The organism is Salibaculum halophilum (genome assembly GCF_002094885.1).
Classification (GTDB): domain Bacteria; phylum Pseudomonadota; class Alphaproteobacteria; order Rhodobacterales; family Rhodobacteraceae; genus Salibaculum; species Salibaculum halophilum.
Window position 1 is genome coordinate 154,054 of the sequence record NZ_MSIT01000008.1, and the last position, 20,286, is coordinate 174,339.

Sequence of the window (20,286 nt, forward strand, 5' to 3'; positions counted from 1 at the left end):
CCCCGCCGCGGCAACACGCGCACACTCAGGGATGGATCAGCGCCCGGCGGTACATGTGCCAGGTCGCGTGCCCCAGCAAGGGAAGCGCCACCATCAGCCCAAGGAAGGCCGGAAGCAGCCCGGCCAGGCTGATCGCCGCGATCACCGCCGCCCAGGCCAGCATCACGGCGAGGTTGCGCGTGACGGTCTCGAAGCTCAGCAGCATGGCGGTCATGAAGTCCACCTCCTTGTCGAGCACCAGCGGCAGGCTGACCACCGTCAGCGCGAAAAGCACGAAGGCCGCCACCGCGCCCACCGCCAGTTCCACCGCGATCAGGGTCAGCCCCTCGGGCGTCAGGAAGGCCTGCAGCGAGGTGCTGCGCATCTCCGACACGCCCATGATGAGCGCGAAAAGCATATGCGCAAAGAACGTCCAGAACAGGAAATAGAAGACGATGATCGCCCCCATCCAGGGCACCTGGCGCTTGCGTTCGTCCCAGACCACGCCCAGCACCCGGTACCAGTCCAGCGCCCGGCCCTGTTCCAGCCGCCGGCTGACCTCGTAAAGCCCCACGGCGGCAAAGGGCGCGGCCAGCGGAAACCCCAGCGAGGTGGCTAGCACCCAGGTCACGTGCCCCGCCGAGAGCAGCACCATGAGAAACCCGCCCAGAACGTAGACCGCCGAGAAGAACAGCCCGAACTGCGGCGCGGCACGGAAATCGCGCCAGCCCAGCACCAGCGCCGCGCGGATGTCGGCGAAAGTAAGCGTCGCGATCTCGGGGCGGGGCGCGGCGGCAGGGGCCTCGGGCGTATCGGTCATGATGATCCTTCCTCGCGGCCATGGTCCGCGGCGGATCATCGCGCGTCAAGCCCGCGGTGTCAGTCCTCGGCGGCGGCCTCGGCGCGGGACTTGCCCGAGACGTCCAGCGCCAGGGTGGCGGCCATGAACGGGTCGAGCGCGCCGTCCAGCACGCCCTGCGTGTCCGAGGTCTCGACCCCGGTGCGCAGGTCCTTGACCATCTGGTAGGGCTGCAGCACGTAGGACCGGATCTGGTTGCCCCAGCCGGCGCTGCCCTTGTTCTCGTGTTCGGCATTGATGTCGGCCGTGCGGCGGTCCAGTTCCTGCTGGTAGAGCCGCGATTTCAGCGCCTTCATGGCGATGTCGCGGTTCTGGTGCTGCGACTTTTCCGAGCTGGTCACGACGATGCCGGTGGGGTGGTGGGTGATCCGCACCGCCGAGTCGGTCGTGTTGACGTGCTGGCCGCCCGCCCCCGAGGACCGGAAGGTGTCGATGCGGATGTCGGCGGGGTTGACCTCGATCTCGATATTGTCGTCGACCACCGGGTACACCCAGACGCTGGCAAAGGACGTCTCGCGCGTGCCCTTGCCGAAGGGCGAGATGCGCACCAGCCGGTGCACGCCGCTTTCCGATTTCAGCCAGCCATAGGCGTTGCGCCCCGAAATCTTGTAGGCCGCCGACTTGATGCCGGCCTCGCCGCCGGGTTCCTCGGACTGCAACTCGACCTTGTAGCCCGATTTCTCGGCCCAGCGGACATACATGCGCTGCAGCATCTGCGCCCAGTCGCAGGCCTCGGTGCCGCCGGCGCCGGCGTTGATTTCCAGGAAGGTGTCGTTGCCGTCGGCCTCGCCGTCCAGCAGGGCTTCCAGTTCCTTCTGCCCGGCCCGGTCACGCAGCGCCTTGAGCGCCGCCTCGGCCTCGGCGACGACGTCCTGGTCGTCTTCCAACTCGCCCATCTCGATCAGCTCCTGCTGGTCGCTGAGTTCCTGGCGGATGCCGTCGAAAGTCTCGATCTGGTCGATCAGCGCCTGGCGGTCGCGCATGAGCTTCTGCGCCGCCTCGGGGTCATCCCAGAGCGTCGGGTCCTCTACGCGGGCGTTGAACTCCTCAAGGCGGTGCCGGGCCGTCTCGCGGTCCATCCGCTGGGCCAGCAGGTCGAGGCTCTTTTCGATTTCGGCAACGATGTTCTGCGTCTCGGCGCGCATTTAGGGGCGTCCTGTCTGGTGATTTCGGGGGTGATAGCCCAGCGGGGTGGGCGCGGCAACAGGCCCGGTCCGGTCAGTAGAGGCCGCCGGAACTGAGCGTGCCGAAGGAGGCGTTGTCGTTGACCGTGGCCGTGCCGCCGGAATTGGTTTCCACCTGCACGCCGCGGGCCTCGCGCACCTCGTCGACCAGCGGCAGGTCGCCGGCCATGGCATAGCCGCCGTCGTAGGTCAGGCCGAAGACCGGTTCCTCGCCCGCGCGGAAGCACTCGCGCACCACGTTCGGCCCGCGGGCCTCGTCGGGCAGCCGCGCCCCGGTGAAACGGTCGATGCTGATGAACTGGCATGTCTCGGGCACCTCGAAGGGGCCGCCGCCGTAGCGGTCGACCGCCTGTTGCATGAACCGCTGGAAGACCGGCGCGCAGAGCGCCCCGCCCGAGGCCCCGCGGCCCAGGCTGCGCGGGGTGTCATAGCCGATGTAGCAGCCCGCCACGATGTTGCTGGAGAAGCCCACGAACCAGACGTCCTTGGCGTCGTTGGTGGTGCCGGTCTTGCCGGCCACCGGCACCGGCAGGTTGACCGCGCCGCTGGCGGTGCCGCGTTCCACCACGCCGCGCATCATCGAGGTCAGCTGATAGGCGGTCACGGCGTTCATGACCCGGTCGCGGTCGTTGACCACGCGCGGCGCGCGGCCCTCGGGCAGCGTGGCGTCGTCGCAGTTGACGCAGACGCGCTTGTTGCCCTCGGCGCGGGCGTGGGAATAAATCGTCTCGCCGAAACGGTCCTGCACCCGGTCGATCAGGGTGGGTTGCACCCGTTCGCCGCCGTTGGCGAACATCGCATAGGCCGAGACCAGCTTGAACAGTGTCGTCTCCTCGGCGCCGAGGGCCGCAGCCAGGTAGGGGCTCATTTGGTCATAGACGCCGAAATCCTCGGCATAGTCGGCGATGACCTCCATGCCGATTTCCTGCGCGAGGCGCACGGTCATGATGTTGCGCGACCGTTCGATACCAGTGCGCAGCGGCGTGGGGCCATAGAATTTGTTGCTGGCGTTGGTGGGCCGCCAGATCTCGCCGCCCGACCGCACCTCGACGGGGGCGTCGACCACGATGGTCGCCGGGGTCCAGCCCGAATCCAGTGCGGCGGCATAGACGAAGGGCTTGAAGGCCGAGCCGGGCTGGCGGTTGGCCTGGGTGGCGCGGTTCAGTTCGGAATGCGCGAAGGCGAAGCCGCCCTGCATCGCCAGCACGCGGCCGGTGTTCACGTCCATGGCCATGAACCCGCCCTGAACCTCGGGCACCTGGCGCAGCGACCAGCGCTCGAAAGCGCCGTCCTGTTCCACGGCGGCAACGTGGATCACGTCGCCCCGGTCGAAGTTCTCGTAGAGATCGCCGCTGAACCAGGCGGTGTCGCTGCGCGGCACGGTGTTGCCGCGCGGGTCGTCCAGTGCGACGTCCTCGATGCCGATCACAAGCTGCTGGTCCTGCACCTCCAGCACCACCGCCGGGCGCCACGCGCCCTCGTAGCTGATCCCGCGGGCCACCTCGGCCTCGGCAAGTGCCGCGCGCCAGCCGGCTTCGTCCGACAGTGCCGCGTCCGGCACCGAGACGCCGGTGCCGCGCCAGGTGCCGCGCCCGCGGTCGAAATCCAACAGCGCCTTGCGCAGGGAAACGCGCGCGGCGGACTGCATCTCGGGCTCGATGGTGGCGCGCACCGCGAGGCCGGCGGAACTGAAATTCTCGCCGACCATGTCGCGGTCCAGCTGGCGGCGAATCTCGTCGGTGAAGTAATCCCGCTCGGGCGCGTCCTCGGCATAGGAGGGGTAATCGCCGTTCTGCACGCTCAGCAGTGGCGCATCACGCGCGGCCTTGAACGCGGCGCGGTCGATATAGCCGTTCTCGAACATCTCGCGCAAGGTGTTGTTGCGGCGAAAGACGGCGATATCGCGGTCGCGCACCGGGTGCATGTCCGAGGGCCGCCGCGTGACCGAGGCCATGTAGGCCGCCTCGCCCGCCGACAGCTCGGACAGCGGCTTGTTGAAATAGGTCCGCGCGGCCGCCGTCACGCCAAAGGAATTCTGGCCCAGGAAGATCTCGTTGAGGTAGATCTCCAGCACCCCGTCCTTGCCCAGCGTTTCTTCGAGGCGGGGGGCGAGTATGATCTCCTTGACCTTGCGCTCGATGGTGCGCGAGCCGTCAAGCAGCAGGTTCTTGGCGACCTGCTGGGTAATGGTCGACCCACCACGCACCGTCTCGCCGCGGGTGACGACCATGTCGCGCACCGCCGAAAGGATCGCGGTGACGCTGTAGCCGTCGTGGGTGTAGAAATTCTTGTCTTCGGCGCTGACGAAAGCGTGCTTGACCACGTCGGGAATCTCCTCGATCGGGGTGTAAAGCCGCTTTTCGGTGGCAAACTCGTCGATGATCCGGCCTTCGGCGGAATAGATCCGGCTGGCGGTCTTGGGCTGGTAGCTGGCCAGGGCCTCGTGCGTGGGTAGGTCCTGGCCGTAGATGTAGAAGATCGCGCCCAGCGACAGCGCCGCCATGCCCGCGCCGAGGGTGAGCAGCGAAAAGATGCCGCCGAAGAAGGACAGGATGAATCGCAGGATCATGCGGCGCGCGGCCCCCGTGTGTCAGACCTTGGTTATATGGGGGCCCGGGTCCGGGGTCAAAAGCCCAATGCACCGTCTCGGCCAGGGTTTGCCGGTTTCGTGATCGCCCGCCGCGAAGGCCCGCGCGGCAATCCCGCCCAGCTCACCGTCGGCTGAGACCGTCAGCGCCGCTTGAGCGGGTCCAGCCCGTCCTGCGCGATCATCCAGCGGTCGATGGCCAGCACGACCCCCTCGACAATGGGCCGGCGGCCGGCGGCACTGGACAGGCGCGCCCGGTCGCTGTCGTTGGACAGGAACCCGACCTCCAGCAGCACGGCCGGGAAATCGGCGCTGGTCAGCACCGCCAGCAGGGCCTCGCGGCGGGGCCGGCGGGTCAGCGGGGCGCCGCGCGCCTCCAGCGCGGCCACGAGTTCGGCGGCAAAGCGCCGGCCGGCCGGGCCGGTTTCCAGCCGGGCAAGGTCCATCAGGACCGTGGCGACGGCGTCATCCTGCCCCGACAGGTCCAGCCCGGCGACGATATCGGCCCGACCGTGGCGTTCGGCCATGCGCCGGGTGGCTTCGGGCACCGCCTCTTCGGCAAGGGTGTAGACGCTCGCCCCGCTGGCCTGAAGCCCCTCCAGCGCATCGGCGTGCAAGGATATGAACAGGTCCGCCCCGACGGACCGGGCCAGCGTCAGCCGCTCGCGCAGGGGCACGAAGACATCCGCCTCGCGGGTCAGGTAGGGCGTCACCCCCTCCATCCGCTGCACCGCCCGGGCCGTCTCCAGCCCGAGCTTCAGCATCAGGTCGGCTTCCTCGATACCGCCGTGGCGCGCACCGGGGTCGATGCCGCCATGCCCGGGGTCGATCACGACGACGAGGTCCTCCTCGGGCGGCGGCGCCACCTCCTGCGCCGAATCGCCGCGCAGAGCGAAGGCCCAGTCGGGATCGGGTGGCGGCCCCGCGGCGGCGGCAAAGGCCCCGGCCTCGGCGCGGGTCAGCCGCACCCGCAACCGGGCGCTGCCGTCGGTGTCGTCCACCGTCATGCCCGCCTCGTCCACCACCAGCGGCGCGCCGAGGTCCACGACCAGCCGCGACCAGCTGGGGCGCAACGCCCCGGCGCGCAGGTCGCGCGCCCGGTCGCCCTCGATCAGCCCGGCGTCGGCACCGCGCCAGTCCACCTCGCGGAAGTCGAGCACCAGCCGCCGCGGATCATCCAGCAGAAAGACCCGCCACGGCACGACCTGGCTGAGCGCCAGATCGACCTCGAGGCCGTTGCGGGTGTCGCGCACGGCGCTCTCGGCCACGTCCAACCGCGCCAGTCCCGACACCGCCTGCGCATCGGCCATGTCCGCCAAGCCCAGCACTAAAGCGCAGGCGAGGCCCTGCGCAGCGGCGCGGCACCGCAGGCCCACCCGCATCAGCCCGCGTCCCGCGCGGCCGTGAAGCGGGCCAGCCGGGCCAGCCCCTCGCGGATGTCCGCCGTGCTGCGGGCATAGGAAAAGCGCAGCCAGTGCCGCCCCGCGACGGGGTCGAAATCCAGCCCCGGTGTGACCGCCACACCGGCCTCGTCGAGGATCTCGGCGGCGAAGGCCAGCGCATCGTCGGTCATCCCGCTGACATCGGCGTAAACGTAGAAGGCCCCGTCGGGCGGGGCGATCCGGGTGAACCCCGCCTTGGGCAGCCCTTCGAGCATCAGGCGGCGGTTCTCGCGGTAGACGGCAAGGTTGGCGTCCAGCGCCTCGGGACAGTCCATGGCATGCAGGGCCAGGCGCTGGCTCGCGTGGGTGGGGCAGATGAACATGTTCTGGGCCAGCCGCTCGATCCGGCGGACGTGATCCTCGGGCACAACCATCCAGCCCACGCGCCAGCCGGTCATCGAGAAATACTTGGAAAACGAGTTGATCACGTAAGTCTCGTCGGTGACCTCCAGCGCGGTGACGGGCCGGTGCTCGTAGTCGATTCCGTGGTAAATCTCGTCGCTGATCAGCGCCGTGTCGCGGGCCGCGCAGGCCTCGGCCAGTGCCGCCAGTTCGGGCTTGCCCAGCATGGTGCCGGTGGGATTGGCGGGCGAGGCTACCAGCAACCCCTGCAGGTCATGGGCGGCCACGTCGTCGGGCACGGGCTGCATGCGGTTTGCCAGTGTCGTGGGCATGTCCACCGGCACCAGGTCCAGCGCCCGCAGGATCTGGCGATAACTGGGATAGCAAGGTACCCCCAGCCCGACGCGCTCGCCGGTATCGAAGAGCGCCGAAAAGGCCAGCAGGAAGGCGCCCGAGGCCCCGGCGGTCACGACCACCCGGCCCGGGTCGAGGTCCAGGTCATACCACTCGCCGTAGTGCCGCGCGACTCGCGCCCGCAACTCGGGCAGGCCCAGCCCAACCGTGTAGCCCAGCGGTGCCTCCGTCATCTCGGCTGACAGTCGATCCAGCGCGGCCCGCGGCGCGCCGGTGCCCGGCTGGCCCACCTCCATGTGAATGATCTCGCGGCCCGCCGCCTCGGCCTGTCGGGCGCGTTCCATCACGTCCATCACGATGAACGGGTCGACCTCGCCGCGCCGTGAGTTCCGCATCTGCCCGCCTCCGCCATTTTCGGATGTCTTGCCCCGGTGTCTGCCCTGTCCGGGCGCGGCGCGTCAATGCGCACCACGCCACGGCGCCATCCCGCGCACGGCGGTTGCGGGCCGAGCCGACAGTGATACGCTGTCACAAACACGGGCGTCCCGCCGCCGACAGGCCGCGCCCCAGATGACCGGAGAGACCAAGATGCGCCTGACCCTCGCCGCCCTCGCGCTGGCTGCCACCCCGGCCCTCGGGTTGGAGATCGACGACATGACCGAGGCCGAACGCGCGGCCTTCCGCGCCGAGGTCCGCGCCTACCTGATGGACAACCCCGAGGTGCTGATGGAGGCCATCGGCGTGCTGGAACAGCGCCAGGCCGAGGCGGAGGCGCAGGCCGACGGGCAGCTTGTCGCGCAGAACCGCGCGGCGCTTTTCGAGGACGGCCATTCCTGGGTCGGCGGCAACCCCGAGGGCGACATCACCGTCGTCGAGTTTCTCGACTACCGTTGCGGCTACTGCAAGCGGGCCCACCCCGAGGTGGCGGACCTGATCGCCAGCGACGGCGAGATCCGCTACATCATCAAGGAATTCCCGATCCTTGGCGATCAATCGGTGCTGGCCTCGCGCTTCGCGCTCGCGGTGCAGACTGTCGCGGGCGACGCGGCCTACAAGACGGTCTCCGACGCGCTCATGGCCCAGCGGGCCGACGTCACCGAGGCCAGCCTGACCGAACTGGCCAACACGCTGGGGCTCGACACCGACGCGATCATGGAAAAGATGTCCTCGGACACGGTCGACAGCGTCCTGCAATCCAACCGGATGCTCGCGCAGCGGATGCAGATCACCGGCACGCCAACCTTCGTCTTCGAGGACCAGATGGTGCGCGGTTACGCCCCGCTCGACGCCATGAAGCAGATTGTCGAGGAGGTCCGCGCGGACAGTTGATGCGGGGGTTTGTTCTAGCCCTTGCCGCCCTGCCCGGCGCTGCGATCGGCGACGTGTTGGGACTCACGCCCGCCGACCGCGCGGCCTTCGGGGCGGAAGTGCGCGCCCTACTGCTGGACGAGCCCGAGATCGTCGCCCGCGCGCTGCGCGGCCCGGACCCCTACGCCGCGGAAATCGCAAGCGACCTGGCCCTGATCGCGGACCACGCGGGGCGCCTGTTCGATCCCGGAGCGACGAACCTGCTGGGCGATACCGGCCCCGTGGCCCTGGCCGTCTTCGCGCCGCCCGACAGCGCGACGGCCGCCAGGCTGGACGATTTCGCCCGTGACCGCGGCCTGCGGATCGCCCTTCACCCGCCTGCGCAGAACGCCGAGCTGATGGCGGCCCTGACACTCGACACCGTGCCGTCCTACGTCTTTCCACGGCTCATGGTGCGCGGCGCGGTGCCGCCTGCAGTACTGGACCGCTACCTCGCGCAGTAACTTCTTCGGGTGTCAAATACCGTCGGGGGTGAATGCCGAAGGCAGAGGGGGCGGACAGCCCCCTGAGCCCGCAGGCGGCGCCAGCGGCGACGCCGAGGCCAACCTGCGTGGCGCAGCCACTCAACCGGAAACCGGTGCGTCACCCGCCTCGATCTCGGCCGCCTTCTTCTCGACCTCCTCGACGATGTGGTCGATCATCTGGTCGTTCGTCATCTTGTGGCTCTGCTTGCCCGCCAGATAGACCATGCCCGCACCGTTGCCGCCGCCGGTGAAGCCGACGTCGGTCATCAGCGCCTCGCCGGGGCCGTTGACGACGCAGCCGATGATGGACAGCGACATCGGCGTCTTGATGTGCTCCAGCCGCTCTTCCAGCGTCTCGACCGTCTTGATCACGTCGAACCCCTGCCGCGCGCAGGACGGGCAGGAAATGATGTTCACACCGCGGTGGCGCAGGCCCAGTGATTTCAGGATCTCGTAGCCGACCTTGATCTCTTCCACCGGGTCGGCCGAGAGGCTCACACGAAGCGTGTCACCGATGCCCATCCACAGCAGCTGGCCCAGCCCGATGGCGGACTTGATAGTGCCCGAGGTCAACCCCCCGGCCTCGGTGATGCCGAGATGGATCGGCGCGTCGGTCTGCTCGGCCAGCTGCATGTAAGCGGCCGCGGCCATGAAAACATCCGAGGCCTTGCAGGAAATCTTGAACTCGTGAAAATCGTTGTTCTGCAGCACCTTGATATGGTCCAGCCCGCTTTCGACCATGGCGTCGGGACAAGGCTCGCCGTATTTGTCCAGCAGGTGCTTTTCCAATGAGCCGGCGTTGACGCCGATGCGCATGGAACAGCCGTGGTCGCGGGCGGCCGAGATCACTTCCTTGACGCGCTTTTCATCCCCGATGTTGCCGGGGTTGATGCGCAGGCAGGCCGCGCCGGCCTCGGCGGCCTCGATGCCGCGGCGATAGTGGAAATGGATGTCGGCGACGATCGGCACCGGGCTTTCGCGCACGATTTCCCTGAGCGCTTTCGAGCTGGCCTCGTCCGGCACGCTGACGCGCACGATATCCGCGCCCGCCTCGGCGGCCGCCTGCACCTGCGCGATGGTGCCGGGGATGTCCGTGGTCTCGGTATTGGTCATGGTCTGGACCGAGATCGGGGCGTCCCCGCCCACGGGCACGTCCCCGACCATGATCTTGCGGCTTTCGCGGCGGTGGATGTTGCGCCAGGGGCGCACCGGGTTGAGAGACATGCGTTGCGTCCTGTGAAGCTGCGCTTACCTTCTACCTAGGACCTTGACCGGCGCGGGGCAACGGGGCCTAGCGGTCGCCGGACTCGCCGGTTTCGCCCGACTGCAACTCGGCAACATCGACAACCGCGGCGAGGTCGCTGTGCGACGACAGGTCAGCGACCTCGTAACCCTCACGAACCGCTTCGGTCGACAGCGCCACGTCCGAACTCACGGCACCGCGGGGTCCCACCGGGCCGTAATGATCGCCCTCGACGGCGAAGTAGACCGCGCCGGATTCACCGATGCGCATGGTCGGCGCGACCTCGGTCCGCGGGACGTCATAGGTGTCGCCGGCGTTCAGGATCCCCTCGTAGAGTACCGCGCCATCGGCGCCGCGCACCCGCACCCAGGCCGGGCGCACCGCGACAAGCGTTACCCCGGGCAGCGGGTCCTGGGTGACTTGAACGGAGGAGTCGGGCAGCTCTGCCCCGCCCTCGTCGGCCTCGGCGACGACCTCGGCCGCATCTGCCAGGTCCATGGTCGTGGGATCGGGGCTGTCGCGGCTGGCCTCGGGCACGACCAGCGCCCCCATGGCCCGCGGGTCCAGTGTCGAGATCGGCGCGTCGCGGGCAACCATGACCGGCGCCTCCAGCGCCTGCGGCCGGTAGAGCCTGTCCAGCGCGCCGGGCTCCGGCCCGCCGCCGCCGGCCATCGCGTCGTCATCGTCCTGCGCACCAGGCCTGCCGGCCCCGGCGAGCGGGTCCATGTCGGCCATGACCGTTGGCGTGTTCTCGACCGGCGCAAGCTGCACCTTCTGCACCTCCTGCAGCACGGTCCAGCCGCCGTAGCCCAGCCCGCCGATCAGCGCCACGAGCACCATGACCGAGCCGATGGCGCGGGGCTCGACCTGGCTGAACATGGCCTCACGCGCGGGCACGAAGGGGGTGGCGGGGGCCGAGAACATGTCACCGTCGGTCCGCACCTGCGCGCGTTCCCTGACCTTCACGCCCGAGGCTTCCTCGGACATGCCGTGGGTCGTGGAAAAGCCGCTCTCGCGGCAGAACCTCTCGAAGGCCCAGTCGGGGTCAAGGTTCAGGTAGCGCGCGTAGGACCGCACGTAGCCGGCGATGAAGCCGGGCGTGTCAAAGGCCGTGGGGTCGGCATTCTCGATCGCGGCAATGTAGGCGGCCTTGATACGAAGCTCGCGCTGGACGTCCAGAAGGGATTTTCCCATCGTCGCCCGCTCGCCGCGCATCAGGTCCCCGAGCCGGAGGTCGAAAGCGTCGAATCCCTGCGTGTCGTCCTGCGACTGTGCCGGTTCTGTCCTGAACCCCTTGCGGATCATCCGGTGTTCTCTGCTCTGCCCCACGCGACGCGGCCTTGATTCGCCGCGCGCCGCTCACGGAACCGTAATTAGCACGTTCCCGGCGAGGATGCACCGGCAGAAAGACTACCCGGCGAGGTCGGCGCGATTCAGCGCACAGTGCGACCAGAGCCCGTCCAGCGCCGCGACAAGCGCGTCCATCTCGCGGGGGCCGTGCACCGGCGAGGGCGTGAAGCGCAGCCGTTCGGTGCCCCGCGGGACCGTCGGATAGTTGATCGGCTGGACGTAGATGCCGTGGTCGGTCAGCAGCATGTCCGAGATGGTCTTGGTATGCACCGGGTCACCCACGATCAGCGGCACGATGTGGCTTCCGTGGTCGATGATCGGCAGGCCCAGCCCCCTCAGGCGGGTCTTGAGGATCGTCGCCTGTGTCTGGTGGGCCTCGCGCCGTGCCGCGTCAGTCTTGAGATGCGCGACCGAGGCCGCGGCTCCGGCGGCCACCACCGGCGGCAGCGACGTGGTGAAGATGAAGCCCGGCGCGTAAGACCTTACCGCGTCGCACATTTTCGCGCTGGCGGCGATATAGCCGCCGTGCACGCCGATGGCCTTTCCCAGGGTGCCGTTGACGATGTCGATGCGGTCCAGCAGCCCGTCGCGCTCGGCCACGCCGGCTCCGCGCTGGCCGTACATGCCCACGGCGTGCACCTCGTCGAGGTAGGTCAGCGCCCCGAAGTCCTCGGCCAAGTCGCAGATCTCGGCGATGGGGCCGAAGTCGCCGTCCATCGAGTAGACGGATTCGAAGGCGATCAGTTTGGGCGCCGCCGGGTCATCCGCTTCAAGTTTGGCGCGCAGGTCATTGATATCATTGTGCGCGAAGACCCGCTTGGCCCCGCCGTTGCGGCGGATGCCCTCGATCATCGAGGCGTGGTTCAGGCTGTCGGAGTATATGATCAGCCCCGGAAACAGCTTTGGCAGGGTCGAGAGCGTCGCGTCGTTGGCGATATAGGCGCTGGTGAACAGCAGCGCCGCCTCCTTGCCGTGCAGGTCGGCCAGTTCGGTCTCCAGCCGCTTGTGATAGACCGTGGTGCCCGAGATGTTGCGCGTCCCGCCAGAGCCCGCGCCGGTGGCCTCCAGCGCCTCGTGCATGGCCGTCAGCACCGTGGGGTGCTGGCCCATTCCGAGGTAGTCGTTGCCGCACCACACGGTGATCCGCTGTTCGCTGCCGTCCGGGCGCGTCCAAACCGCGTGCGGAAACTGGCCGCGGCGGCGTTCGATGTCGATGAAGGTCCGGTAGCGGCCCTCCTCGTGTAGCCGCGTGAGGGCGTCGTCCAGGTGCGCGGTGTAGTCCATGGGTCTTCCTTGCAGCAGTCATGGCGCGGTCATGGCCCGCGCCGCCTTGTTACCTTGGCATATAGGCCGCGCCCCCGGCGCACAACAGGCTACAATTTGCCGCCCCTTAACGATTTCGCGCGCGGGCGCAGGCCCGGTTACACTGGGTGGCCATGGACATCACGCACAGGGCCGGTAGGTTGGGGCCCGATCGCAGGAAAGGACCGCCATGCTCGACCCCGTGCTCGCCCGTATCGACGAGGATCTGCCCCAGGCGCTGGAGCGGCTGACCGAATTCCTGGCGATCCCCTCGATCTCGACCGACCCGGCCCATGACGCGCAGGTGGACCGCGCCGCCGACTGGCTGGCGGCGGACCTGGCCTCGATCGGCTTCGCGGCGGAGAAGCACGCCACCCCGGGCCACCCCATGGTGGTGGCCCACGGCATGGCCCCCGAGGGGGGTCGCGGCCCGCACTTGCTGTTCTACGGCCATTACGACGTGCAGCCCGTCGACCCGCTGGAGCTGTGGGACCACGACCCCTTCGATCCCCGCGTCGAGGATCACGGCGGCAAGACCCTGATCCGCGGCCGCGGCGCCAGCGACGACAAGGGCCAGCTGATGACCTTCGTCGAGGCCTGCCGCGCCTGGAAGGCCGTGCACGGCAGCCTTCCACTGCAACTGTCGTTCCTGTTCGAGGGCGAGGAAGAAAGCGGCTCGCCCTCGCTCGTGCCCTACATGGAAGGGAACGCCAACGCGCTGAAGGCCGACCTGGCGCTGATCTGCGACACCGCGATGGTGGCACCCGGCGTGCCCTCGATCGCCAGCCAGCTGCGCGGCATGCTCAAGGACGAGTTCACGCTCAAGGGCCCGGCCATGGACCTGCATTCGGGCCACTACGGCGGCCCGGCCATCAACCCCCTGCGCGAGATATCGCGCATCATCACCAGCTTTCACGACGTGACGGGCCGCGTCGCGGTCGCGGGCTTTTACGACGCCGTGGACGAGGTGCCCCCCGACTTGCTGCGCCAATGGCAGGCCAGCGGCTTCGACGAGGCCGACTACCTTGCCAATGCCGGGCTGACGCAGGCCCACGGCGAAGAGGGCTACTCGGCGCTTGTTCAGCAATGGGCGCGCCCGACGCTGGAAATCAACGGGCTGTGGGGTGGCTACCAGGGTGCCGGAACGAAAACAGTGATCCCGGCCGAAGCGCATTGCAAGCTGACGTGCCGCCTCGTGGGGGGTATGGACCCCGCCGACATCCGCGCCAAGCTGCGCACCCATGTGGAGGCTCAATTGAAACCCGACCTGAGCGTCGAGTGGAACCAGGACCTGGACGGATCGCCTGCCTCGGTGATGAACACCGACCGGCCCGAGTTCGAGAAGGCCCGCCAGGCCCTGAGCGCCGAATGGAATCGCGAGGCGGTCCTGTCTGGCATGGGCGGCTCGATCCCTATCGCGGGTTTCTTCAAGACGGTGCTGGACATGGACGCCATGCTGATCGGCTTTGCCAACGAGGACGACCGCATCCACAGCCCGAACGAGAAATACGACCTCGACAGCTTCCACAAGGGCATCCGCTCCTGGGCGCGGGTGCTGGCGGCGCTGGCCGGTTAAGGGCGTGCTGTTTCGCTTCGTGATCGGCTGGATCGGGCGGCTGCTGGGGCTGCTGGCGGGCCTGATCCTTCTGACCTGGCCACTGTTCTGGCCCCCGGCCGAGCTGCGCGGCGTCTGGCGCACCCAGGGCTACGGCCTGGTGGTGGACGTGGGCCGGATCATGGTGACGGCCTATCAGCGCACCGAGGTCTCCTGCCTGCCCGTCTACCGCGGCCCGGCGCATTCGCTTGTTCTCGGCGAACTGGGCGATATCGCGCTAAACCCCGATGGCGACGGCGGTTTGCGCATCGACATCGACGGCGCGTCCAACCCGATCCGCACGCGCCGGCTGGATGCCCTGCCCGCGGCCTGTGCCGAGGGCGGCACGCCCCAGGAACCCACGGTGCGCGACGCTTTCGACATCGCTTGGCACGGGCTGAACGAACACTATCCCTTTTTCGACCGGCACGGCATCGACTGGCCCGCCCGCTACGAGGCGCTGGCGCCGGGCGTGCGCACGCTCGACGGTCTCTGGCCCGCGATGCAGGACCTGCTGGCCGGTATCGACGACACCCTGGTCTACCTGTTCGACCCCGAGGGCGGCCGCGCCATCACCCCCGCCGAAACGCCGGCCTGGCACGCCGAGGCGGTGGATTTCCGCGAGGTGCCCCGCGCCAATGACCTGACCCGCGTCGAAGACACCGGGCTGGAGTATACCGTTCTGGAGGGCAATATCGGCTATGTCTTCCTGCGCCACACTGCCACCCGCCCCGGCGTGGGCACCGCGCAGGACGTCAAGGCGGCCAGCGCCTTTTCCCGAGTCGCCGACGCGCTGCGCGACACCCGGGCGATCATCCTCGACAACCGGCTGAACCCGGGCGGGTCCGATGCGGTGGCGCTGGCCTACGCGGGGTTTTTCACCGACAGCCCCGTACCGGCCTTCAGCAAGGAAATCCGCACCCGGTCCGGTTATACCCCGCCCGAGACCGCGCGCACCATCGCCACCGACCTGCCGCTGACCCAGCCGGTCTACCTGCTCAATTCCGGCTATACCGCCGGGGCGGCCGAGGTGCTGGCCCTCGCGCTGGGCGAGATGCCGCAGGTCACGGTGATCGGCGCGCGCACGGCCGGGGCGCTGTCGGACATCATGGAGATAACGCTGCCCACCGACTGGCGCCTCGGCATGGCGCACCAGATCTACCGCAACGCCGCGGGCACGGTGGTCAATGGCGTCGGGGTGGCCCCGGACACCGCCCTGCCCTTCGACGCGCCCGCTTTCCGCGCGGGCCGCGACCCGGGGCTGGACAGGGTGCTGGAGATGATCGCGCCGTAGGGACCACGACCCGTGCCATGGTTCCGGTCCGATCAGACCGCTGTCGTCGCTTCGCGGACCACCTTGGCAGCAAGCACGAGGAAGGGCGCGCCGTGCATCAGGAAATCGAGGATATCGAGAGGCTTTGTCAGCTCTCCGGCGACGAGCATTTTGAGCTTTTCCCAGATATGGGGCTCGGGCACGAAAGGCGCCAGACCCAGCGTTGCGCAGGCCAGCAGGATGAGGCTCCAGTCGATCTGATCCAGAACGGCCATGGCAATCTCCGATAACGGCACATGAACCATTATACATTTGCAATGTATCTGGCAAGCCCTGCCGCACCGGGCAAGACATCCGGCGATGAGGGGAAAATGGCGCGGTTGACGGGGCTCGAACCCGCGACCTCCGGCGTGACAGGCCGGCACTCTAACCGTCTGAGCTACAACCGCGCGATCCGGTCTCCGGGCGATTCAGGCGGGGCAGCAGTGGCGCGGTTGACGGGGCTCGAACCCGCGACCTCCGGCGTGACAGGCCGGCACTCTAACCATCTGAGCTACAACCGCTCGCTGCCCGCCCGGGTGTACCCCGAGGCGTGTTGGGCGTTCTAGGCGGGGGTCCGAGCAGCGTCAAGCGGGAATGGCCAGCCCGGCCGAGGTTTTTGGCCCCCGTCCTGGCCGCATCCTTGTCGAAGAAGATAAACGCCTGACCCCCTGCCGATGCCGCTGGCGAGGGTGCGGCGAATGGCGGCTCTCCTGTGGCATGACAAGGCTTCAGGGCGCGGCTCCACAAACCCGTCTCGCGGCAGAGTGGCCTGCGGGACCGTGAATTTCGCCTGACAGCGGACGCGACGCCCGTTGGGACTGGTGGGTCGTGAGAGGTTCGAACTCCCGACATCTTCGGTGTAAACGAAGCGCTCTACCAGCTGAGCTAACGACCCGGCAGGGGCGGATTTACCGGCACGGCCCGGCCGTGGCAATACCGAAGAACCACGGCATGAGGGAGATTGGTGGGTGATAGAAGATTCGAACTTCTGACATCTTCGATGTGAACGAAGCGCTCTACCACTGAGCTAATCACCCGATCCGGCGTTGATCTACCCTTCCTCGGCGGCGTCCGCAAGGGGGTCTTTGTCCTCGGGGGCACGCGCTTTCGGCTGGCGCACCTTGGTCACGAAGACCTTGGCGTTGGTCACCTCCTTGGTGCGGTTGATCATGACCTTGCCGAGGGGTGGCAGGTTCATTTCCTCGCCATTGGCCAACCCCAGTCCGAGGACGTTGAGCATGGACTCGACCACCGGCTTGACGTCCTTTTTCTTCATGCCGGTCTCGGCGATGACGCGGTCGATCAGTTCCGGTTTCTTGAGCATGGGACCGGCGACGACCGGTTTGGTTTCCTCGACGACGGTGGGTTCGGGTGCCGGGGCCGCTTCTGGCACGGGTGCCGGATCCGCCGCCGAGGCCGCTGCGGCCGTGGCCGCGGCGGTCTTGGGTGTGGCGGTCCGCGGTGTTGCGGCCTTGCGTTTCGTCGACGTCGTGGCCTTGCGGCTCGCGCTCGATTTGCTGCTCGGCATGTTTGCCTCCGGTCGTTTCGATTTCGACATCAGTATAACAGATTTCGCGCGCCGCGCAGGGGGCAAGAAACAATTCTCTGACTGTGACAAGCCCGCCATCGCGATCATGCCGAAAGACGGCGTCGCGGCCAACGGCCGCGCCCAGACCGATCTTAGCGAGCGGCGGGCCACGGCTGCCGCGGCACGATCCTACAAGTGCCAACCGCAGCCCACAAAAAAGGGGCGCCCCTGCATCGGACGCCCCTTGTTGCCGGTGAGGACCTGCTCAGTGCGCGACTGTCGCGCTGCCCTCGTCCCCGCCCTTGCGCAGCGCGGCCTCGATGGCGGCGGCCTCTTCGGCTTCCTGGTCCCACTCGATGGCCTCGGGCTGGCGCACCAGCGCGTGCTTGAGAACTTCGGACACGTGGCTGACGGGGATGATCTCCAGCCCCTCTTTCACGTTGTCGGGGATCTCGGGCAGGTCCTTCTGGTTCTCCTCGGGGATCAGCACCGTGGTGATGCCGCCCCGCAATGCCGCGAGCAGCTTTTCCTTCAACCCGCCGATGGAGGAGGCATTGCCGCGCAGCGTGACCTCGCCGGTCATGGCGATGTCCTTGCGCACCGGGATGCCCGTCAGGACCGACACGATGGCCGTCACCATGGCCAGGCCGGCCGAGGGGCCGTCCTTTGGCGTCGCGCCGTCGGGGACGTGGACGTGGATGTCCAGCTTGTCGAAGCGCGGCGGCTTGATGCCCAGCTGCGGGCTGACCGACCGGACATAGGAATTGGCCGCGTCGATGCTTTCCTTCATGACGTCGCCCAGGGTGCCGGTGGTCTTCATCCGGCCCTTGCCCGGCAAGCGCACCGCCTCGATGTTGAGCAGTTCGCCCCCGACGCTGGTATAGGCCAGCCCCGTAACCACGCCGATTTGGTCCTCTTCCTCGGCCAGGCCGTAGCGGTGCTTGCGCACGCCCAAGTAGTCGGCAAGATTGTCCTCGGTCACCACGACGTGGCTGACCTCTTTCTTGATCAGCTGTGTCACCGCCTTGCGGCAGATCTTGGCGATCTCGCGTTCCATGTTCCGCACGCCCGCCTCGCGGGTATAATGGCGGATGATGCCCGTCAGGGCGCTGTCATCCAGCGAGAACTCGGCCTCCTTGAGCCCGTGGTTCTTCATCTGCTTGGCCAACAGGTGCTGCTTGGCGATTTCGCGCTTTTCGTCCTCGGTGTAGCCCGCCAGCGGGATCACCTCCATCCGGTCGAGCAGCGGATCGGGCATGTTGTAGCTGTTCGAGGTGGTCAGGAACATCACGTTGGACAGGTCGTATTCGACCTCGAGGTAGTGGTCCACGAAGGTGGAGTTCTGTTCCGGGTCGAGCACCTCGAGCATGGCCGATGCCGGGTCGCCGCGGAAATCCTGGCCCATCTTGTCGATCTCGTCGAGCAGGATCAGCGGGTTCGTCGTCTTGGCCTTTTTCAGCGCCTGGATGATCTTGCCCGGCATCGAGCCGATGTAGGTCCGCCGGTGGCCGCGGATCTCGGACTCGTCGCGCACCCCGCCCAGGGAGATGCGGATGAACTCGCGCCCGGTTGCCCGTGCGACCGATTTGCCCAGCGAGGTCTTGCCCACGCCCGGCGGGCCGACAAGGCACATGATCGGGCCTTTCAGCTTCTTGGAGCGCTGCTGCACGGCGAGGTGTTCGACGATACGCTCCTTGACCTTCTCGAGCCCGTGGTGGTCGTCGTCGAGGATCTTCTCGGCGCGGCCGAGGTCTTTCTTGACGCGGGATTTCTTGCCCCACGGGATCGACAGCATCCAGTCGAGGTAGTTGCGCACGACCGTCGCCTCGGCCGACATGGGCGACATGTTCTTGAGCTTTTTCAGCTCGGCCTCGGCCTTCTCGCGTGCCTCTTTCGACAGCTTGGTGGCGGCGATCTTTTCTTCCAGTTCGGCGATCTCGCCCTCGCCGTCCTCGCCGTCACCCAGCTCCTTCTGGATGGCCTTCATCTGCTCATTCAGGTAATATTCGCGCTGGGTCTTCTCCATCTGCGACTTGACGCGGGTCTTGATCTTCTTCTCGACCTGCAGCACGGACATCTCGCCCTGCATCAGGCCGTAGACCTTTTCCAGCCGTTCACTGATGGAAAGCGTCTCCAGAAGCTCCTGCTTCTGGTCCACCTCGATGCCCAGATGCCCGGCGACGAGGTCGGCCAGTTTGGCGGGCGCGTCGGCCTCGTCCACGGCCGCCAGCGCCTCTTCGGGGATGTTCTTCTTGACCTTGGCGTATTTCTCGAACTCTTGGCCGACCGAGCGCGACAGCGCCTCGATCGCGGTCATGTCGCCGGGAATCTCGGTCAGGTCCTCGCAGGTGGCCTCGAAGTAGGCCTCGGTGTCGAGAAACTCGGTGATGCGCACGCGAGACTTGCCCTCGACCAGCACTTTCACGGTGCCGTCGGGCAGTTTCAAAAGCTGCAACACGTTGGCCAGTACGCCGGTGCGGTAGATGCCGTCGCTGTCGGGGTCGTCGACGCCCGGGTCGACCTGACTGGACAGCAATATCTGCTTGTCGTCGGCCATCACCGCCTCGAGCGCCTTGACCGATCTCTCGCGGCCCACGAAGAGCGGTACGATCATGTGCGGGAAGACCACGATGTCGCGCAGTGGCAGGATGGGGTAGGAAGTGCTCTGAGGCTCTTGCATGTTCTTTCCTTGCTCTTGGCAAAACGGCGCGTCCCTGATCAAGGCAACGCCACCGTTTCCGGTCTCGGACTTAATAATTGGGCCGTGACGCCCGTTTTTCAACCGCGGCCGGTCACGCGTCGGTGACGCAGTAGTGCCTGCGGTCGGGCCTATCTGCAAGGCGCCGGGCGATCTGAATTGGGAAAATGAGCCCCACACCAGTTCGGGCGGTTGTCCCGTCGTCTGTCTCCATGCGTGCGGACACGGTGCGTGCAATATTAATGTTCTTGACATGCCTGCGGGCGCGGGGCTCACTTTGAACACGGTTATTTAGGAGCGGGTCCGATGTCTCTTCACAAATTTCTTTTGCCTCTTGCCGCCGCAGGCGCCCTTGCCGCAACACCGGCCCTTGCCGATCGCATGTCCGGCGCGGACGTCGCCGATCTCCTGACGCGCGGGACGATCGAGTTCCAAGCCGGTTCGGTCTGGACGACGCTGCCGAACGGACGCTACGTGTTCGAGCACGAAAGCTCAGACGAGGCCGGAACCTACACGCTGTATTCCTCCGGCGAGGTGCGCATCGTGGACGAGGCATCGGGACAGACCATCCGGTTCTATTTCGAACGCGGCGAGGATGGCGTTCCCGCTCTGGTCTATCTGAACGGTCCCGGTGCCGGAAAGGCCTACCCGATCGAGTGACGGCACCCCGCCGCGCA

General features: G+C 67.5%; 16 protein-coding genes and 4 tRNA genes. 5 read left to right on the forward strand and 15 right to left on the reverse strand.

The genetic code is table 11. The features are described from left to right. Nucleotides 1-25: 25 nt before the first annotated feature. The 5 genes from BU124_RS07520 to BU124_RS07540 all read right to left on the reverse strand — a co-directional run bounded on the left by BU124_RS07520 (nucleotide 26) and on the right by BU124_RS07540 (nucleotide 7,142). Nucleotides 26-799: a DUF2189 domain-containing protein gene (locus tag BU124_RS07520; protein ID WP_084862267.1), complete on the reverse strand. Its 774-nt coding sequence runs from the start codon at nucleotides 797-799 to the stop codon at nucleotides 26-28. A 59-nt stretch (nucleotides 800-858) separates the two neighbouring features. Continuing rightward, on the reverse strand, nucleotides 859-1,983 hold the full coding sequence (prfB, locus tag BU124_RS07525; protein ID WP_084862269.1) for a peptide chain release factor 2: 1,125 nt from the start codon (nucleotides 1,981-1,983) through the stop codon (nucleotides 859-861). A 73-nt stretch (nucleotides 1,984-2,056) separates the two neighbouring features. Next, the gene (locus tag BU124_RS07530; protein WP_084862352.1) at nucleotides 2,057-4,588 is read right to left on the reverse strand and encodes a PBP1A family penicillin-binding protein; all 2,532 of its coding nucleotides are present in this window, start codon (nucleotides 4,586-4,588) and stop codon (nucleotides 2,057-2,059) included. Between the two features lie 164 nt (nucleotides 4,589-4,752). After that, nucleotides 4,753-5,991: an N-acetylmuramoyl-L-alanine amidase gene (locus tag BU124_RS07535; RefSeq protein ID WP_084862271.1), complete on the reverse strand. Its 1,239-nt coding sequence runs from the start codon at nucleotides 5,989-5,991 to the stop codon at nucleotides 4,753-4,755. Next, nucleotides 5,991-7,142 carry a pyridoxal phosphate-dependent aminotransferase gene (locus tag BU124_RS07540; protein WP_084862273.1) on the reverse strand — a complete coding sequence of 384 codons (1,152 nt, stop codon included), beginning with the start codon at nucleotides 7,140-7,142 and terminating at the stop codon, nucleotides 5,991-5,993. Before BU124_RS07540 ends, BU124_RS07535 begins: the two co-directional genes overlap by 1 nt. A gap of 175 nt (nucleotides 7,143-7,317) precedes the next feature. Between BU124_RS07540 and BU124_RS07545 the strand changes: the two genes are divergently transcribed. Next, nucleotides 7,318-8,076 carry a DsbA family protein gene (locus BU124_RS07545; protein ID WP_245831639.1) on the forward strand — a complete coding sequence of 253 codons (759 nt, stop codon included), beginning with the start codon at nucleotides 7,318-7,320 and terminating at the stop codon, nucleotides 8,074-8,076. Nucleotides 8,077-8,132: 56 nt separating this feature from the next. Further along, on the forward strand, nucleotides 8,133-8,558 hold the full coding sequence (locus BU124_RS07550) for a hypothetical protein (protein ID WP_143529915.1): 426 nt from the start codon (nucleotides 8,133-8,135) through the stop codon (nucleotides 8,556-8,558). A 120-nt stretch (nucleotides 8,559-8,678) separates the two neighbouring features. On the opposite strand, the gene ispG is transcribed toward BU124_RS07550, so the two are convergent. The 3 genes from ispG to hemA all read right to left on the reverse strand — a co-directional run bounded on the left by ispG (nucleotide 8,679) and on the right by hemA (nucleotide 12,456). Then, complete coding sequence (gene ispG / locus BU124_RS07555; RefSeq protein WP_084862277.1) at nucleotides 8,679-9,803, reverse strand: flavodoxin-dependent (E)-4-hydroxy-3-methylbut-2-enyl-diphosphate synthase; 1,125 nt, start codon at nucleotides 9,801-9,803, stop codon at nucleotides 8,679-8,681. A gap of 67 nt (nucleotides 9,804-9,870) precedes the next feature. Then, a complete protein-coding gene (locus BU124_RS07560) occupies nucleotides 9,871-11,127 on the reverse strand; it encodes a helix-turn-helix domain-containing protein (RefSeq protein ID WP_084862279.1) in 1,257 nt (418 codons plus the stop codon). A gap of 105 nt (nucleotides 11,128-11,232) precedes the next feature. Further along, nucleotides 11,233-12,456: a 5-aminolevulinate synthase gene (gene hemA, locus BU124_RS07565; protein ID WP_084862281.1), complete on the reverse strand. Its 1,224-nt coding sequence runs from the start codon at nucleotides 12,454-12,456 to the stop codon at nucleotides 11,233-11,235. Nucleotides 12,457-12,664: 208 nt separating this feature from the next. On the opposite strand from hemA, the gene BU124_RS07570 reads away from it, so the two are divergent. Next, nucleotides 12,665-14,050, forward strand: coding sequence for a dipeptidase (locus BU124_RS07570; protein ID WP_084862283.1), 1,386 nt, complete (start codon nucleotides 12,665-12,667; stop codon nucleotides 14,048-14,050). 4 nt (nucleotides 14,051-14,054) lie between these two features. Next, complete coding sequence (locus tag BU124_RS07575; protein WP_084862285.1) at nucleotides 14,055-15,362, forward strand: S41 family peptidase; 1,308 nt, start codon at nucleotides 14,055-14,057, stop codon at nucleotides 15,360-15,362. 32 nt (nucleotides 15,363-15,394) lie between these two features. Here the strand turns inward: BU124_RS07575 and BU124_RS07580 are convergent, their stop codons facing one another. The 7 genes from BU124_RS07580 to lon all read right to left on the reverse strand — a co-directional run bounded on the left by BU124_RS07580 (nucleotide 15,395) and on the right by lon (nucleotide 19,591). Further along, a complete protein-coding gene (locus tag BU124_RS07580; RefSeq protein ID WP_084862287.1) occupies nucleotides 15,395-15,616 on the reverse strand; it encodes an RND transporter in 222 nt (73 codons plus the stop codon). A 97-nt stretch (nucleotides 15,617-15,713) separates the two neighbouring features. Further along, a tRNA-Asp gene (locus tag BU124_RS07585) sits at nucleotides 15,714-15,790 on the reverse strand. A 37-nt stretch (nucleotides 15,791-15,827) separates the two neighbouring features. Beyond that, a tRNA-Asp gene (locus tag BU124_RS07590) sits at nucleotides 15,828-15,904 on the reverse strand. A gap of 298 nt (nucleotides 15,905-16,202) precedes the next feature. Then, nucleotides 16,203-16,278: transfer RNA gene (locus BU124_RS07595), tRNA-Val, on the reverse strand. Nucleotides 16,279-16,345: 67 nt separating this feature from the next. Then, nucleotides 16,346-16,420: transfer RNA gene (locus BU124_RS07600), tRNA-Val, on the reverse strand. A 14-nt stretch (nucleotides 16,421-16,434) separates the two neighbouring features. Beyond that, nucleotides 16,435-16,911: an HU family DNA-binding protein gene (locus BU124_RS07605; RefSeq protein WP_084862289.1), complete on the reverse strand. Its 477-nt coding sequence runs from the start codon at nucleotides 16,909-16,911 to the stop codon at nucleotides 16,435-16,437. 265 nt (nucleotides 16,912-17,176) lie between these two features. Then, entirely contained in the window at nucleotides 17,177-19,591 is a 2,415-nt protein-coding gene (lon, locus tag BU124_RS07610; protein WP_084862291.1) for an endopeptidase La, read from the reverse strand. A gap of 324 nt (nucleotides 19,592-19,915) precedes the next feature. Between lon and BU124_RS07615 the strand changes: the two genes are divergently transcribed. Next, a complete protein-coding gene (locus tag BU124_RS07615) occupies nucleotides 19,916-20,269 on the forward strand; it encodes a hypothetical protein (protein ID WP_143529916.1) in 354 nt (117 codons plus the stop codon). Nucleotides 20,270-20,286 lie beyond the last annotated feature (17 nt).

What these genes read in the sequence shown, in the direction of transcription:
- BU124_RS07520 (WP_084862267.1), bottom strand. Translation starts at nt 799, where the DNA reads ATGACCGATACGCCCGAGGCCCCTGCCGCCGCGCCCCGCCCCGAGATC.
- prfB (WP_084862269.1), bottom strand. Translation starts at nt 1,983, where the DNA reads ATGCGCGCCGAGACGCAGAACATCGTTGCCGAAATCGAAAAGAGCCTC.
- BU124_RS07535 (WP_084862271.1), bottom strand. Translation starts at nt 5,991, where the DNA reads ATGCGGGTGGGCCTGCGGTGCCGCGCCGCTGCGCAGGGCCTCGCCTGC.
- BU124_RS07540 (WP_084862273.1), bottom strand. Translation starts at nt 7,142, where the DNA reads ATGCGGAACTCACGGCGCGGCGAGGTCGACCCGTTCATCGTGATGGAC.
- BU124_RS07545 (WP_245831639.1), top strand. Translation starts at nt 7,318, where the DNA reads ATGACCGGAGAGACCAAGATGCGCCTGACCCTCGCCGCCCTCGCGCTG.
- ispG (WP_084862277.1), bottom strand. Translation starts at nt 9,803, where the DNA reads ATGTCTCTCAACCCGGTGCGCCCCTGGCGCAACATCCACCGCCGCGAA.
- BU124_RS07560 (WP_084862279.1), bottom strand. Translation starts at nt 11,127, where the DNA reads ATGATCCGCAAGGGGTTCAGGACAGAACCGGCACAGTCGCAGGACGAC.
- hemA (WP_084862281.1), bottom strand. Translation starts at nt 12,456, where the DNA reads ATGGACTACACCGCGCACCTGGACGACGCCCTCACGCGGCTACACGAG.
- BU124_RS07570 (WP_084862283.1), top strand. Translation starts at nt 12,665, where the DNA reads ATGCTCGACCCCGTGCTCGCCCGTATCGACGAGGATCTGCCCCAGGCG.
- BU124_RS07580 (WP_084862287.1), bottom strand. Translation starts at nt 15,616, where the DNA reads ATGGCCGTTCTGGATCAGATCGACTGGAGCCTCATCCTGCTGGCCTGC.
- BU124_RS07605 (WP_084862289.1), bottom strand. Translation starts at nt 16,911, where the DNA reads ATGCCGAGCAGCAAATCGAGCGCGAGCCGCAAGGCCACGACGTCGACG.
- lon (WP_084862291.1), bottom strand. Translation starts at nt 19,591, where the DNA reads ATGCAAGAGCCTCAGAGCACTTCCTACCCCATCCTGCCACTGCGCGAC.
- BU124_RS07615 (WP_143529916.1), top strand. Translation starts at nt 19,916, where the DNA reads ATGTCTCTTCACAAATTTCTTTTGCCTCTTGCCGCCGCAGGCGCCCTT.